We start from the raw sequence: 1,801 nt of genomic DNA on the forward strand, positions 1-1,801 counted from the left end.
GCATCAGATGCGTGCCTTGATGTCGATCTGCGCGTCGATGTATGCCGTGTAGCCCTGGTCGCTGACGAACTCGAGGAACTGATTCCACGAGACCGTGAAGGACCAGACGCCCTTGGCGATGACAGTCGGGGTACGGAGCAGTGGGCGCAGCCCGACCGCGATCGCCGAGTACAGAGCGAAGGCCCGTTCGGTCGCTTCCTGCTGCGTATAGCCGGGCTTGGAAATGTGGATGGCGAACTTGAGGACGTACTCCTCTTGCATCTTCAGCTGGCCGTAGGGGGCGTACGCGGTGTTCTCCGGTCCGGAGTCGCCGATCCAGATGTGCTCGTTCTCCAGCTTCGCGATGCCGGGGTCGCCGTAGTCGACAGTCACGCCGGTGAGGTCCGGGAAGTTCTTGAAGATCTCGACCAGCTTGACCTTCGCCGCAGGCACGGTGGATACAGACGGCGAATCTGTCATCGGACTCCGCCGTGGAACACCGAGTACCGCTGCGGGTCCAGGTTCAGCGGCCGCGAGGCGGCCCTCATGCCGGCGCTGCCGCGCTCGCGGAACGAGTAGCGGTCATACGCTGCGTCCACGTCCGGGATGCCGGTGGAGAAGGCATCAGCCGTTGCGAGCTTGTACGACTGTCCGTTGTCGGCGGTGAACGTCGTGGCCCGCTCGTTGACGCCGGACTTCTCGAAGTTCAGCCGCGATCGCAGGCGGGTCAGCGCGGCGCGGCGCACGTCGGCCGGCGGCTGGTCCCAGCCGTGCTCGTATTCGATGACGATGTTGCCGCGGCCCTCGTCGAAGAATCCGAAGTCGGTGCGGTGCAGCATGCCGTCGGGGTCCCACCGCAGCCCCGCCAGTTGTGCGGCGGTGAGCGTGAGGAACTGCGTGCCGCCCGGTACTGGGTAGATCTTCACCGAGCGGACGGTGCGGATCATGTTCGCGCCCAGGATGATCTCCGGTGTGGCGAGACCGTCGAGGATCTCGCGCCGATACCGCGGCACGAACGCCACGTCACAGATCCGCTCCGCTTCCTCCTCGACCTCCTGGCGGGTGGCGAGCAGCAGCGCATCGGGGTACTTCGACGAGTTGGCGATGAGTGTGTCGTTGGACGCCCGCGCGTCGGCGAGGTTGAAGTAGTAGCCGCCGACGATCTCGTGCTTCGTGGTGACGGTGCGCGCGTTGGGGCCGGCGTCGGTCCATACCGCGGTGAGCAGGTTGAGGGCTGCAGTATTCGCCGCGGTCAGCGGCACGGTGTAGACACCCGTGCTCGGTGAGCTCGTCGCGGTGCCCGCTGCTATCACCGACGTCCCATCGGCCTGTGTGACGGCCACAGTCAGCGCTCCGGACGCCGCCACCGGAGTGCCGTCCTGGTCCTCGAGCGTCATCGTCAGCACCGCAGGGGTGCCCTGCAAGACTCGTTGCTGCACGACAGCCTCCTTACGGTTGGATGGTGAGAGTGCCGGCGGCGCGCTTCACACCGTTGCCGAGGCTGATCCAGATCTCATAGGTGCCAGGGGTCAGGGTCGCGGTGCCGGTCGGGCCGACTGAACACTTGGCGTAGTACGCGGGCCCGGGCCACGTCTCCCACGTCGCCGCGAAGTACGTCACGGTGCCCGCTGCCGGTGCGAATCCCATCTGCACCGCGTTGCCGGTCGGATCGGTGGGCACACCGTTGGTCAGAGTGGAGACGGGGACGAGGACCGGTTCGGTGTCGGTGACGGACATGCTCACATCGGTCACGAGCTGCTCCTCAGAGTTTCGGCCGTCCGATCTTGGTCGCCGTCCGCGGCGGCCCGGCGTGCCATTCGGT

At 66.4% G+C, this 1,801-nt stretch carries 3 protein-coding genes; all 3 read right to left on the reverse strand.

Annotation, left to right across the window (positions count from 1 at the left end):
- Positions 1-3: 3 nt before the first annotated feature.
- Genes VGH54_RS12060 through VGH54_RS12070 form a run of 3 tightly spaced genes read right to left on the reverse strand, consistent with a single transcriptional unit; the run spans position 4 to position 1,731 of the window.
- A complete protein-coding gene (locus VGH54_RS12060; RefSeq protein ID WP_331512229.1) occupies positions 4-459 on the reverse strand; it encodes a hypothetical protein in 456 nt (151 codons plus the stop codon).
- On the reverse strand, positions 456-1,418 hold the full coding sequence (locus VGH54_RS12065) for a hypothetical protein (protein ID WP_331512230.1): 963 nt from the start codon (positions 1,416-1,418) through the stop codon (positions 456-458). Before VGH54_RS12065 ends, VGH54_RS12060 begins: the two co-directional genes overlap by 4 nt.
- Before the next feature lie 10 nt (positions 1,419-1,428).
- A complete protein-coding gene (locus VGH54_RS12070) occupies positions 1,429-1,731 on the reverse strand; it encodes a hypothetical protein (RefSeq protein ID WP_331512231.1) in 303 nt (100 codons plus the stop codon).
- Positions 1,732-1,801: the final 70 nt, after the last annotated feature.

Source organism: Mycobacterium sp. (assembly GCF_036488105.1).
Classification (GTDB): domain Bacteria; phylum Actinomycetota; class Actinomycetes; order Mycobacteriales; family Mycobacteriaceae; genus Mycobacterium.

Bases quoted from the DNA above. Each gene is read 5' to 3' on its own strand.
- VGH54_RS12060 (WP_331512229.1), bottom strand. From the start codon at position 459: ATGACAGATTCGCCGTCTGTATCCACCGTGCCTGCGGCGAAGGTCAAG.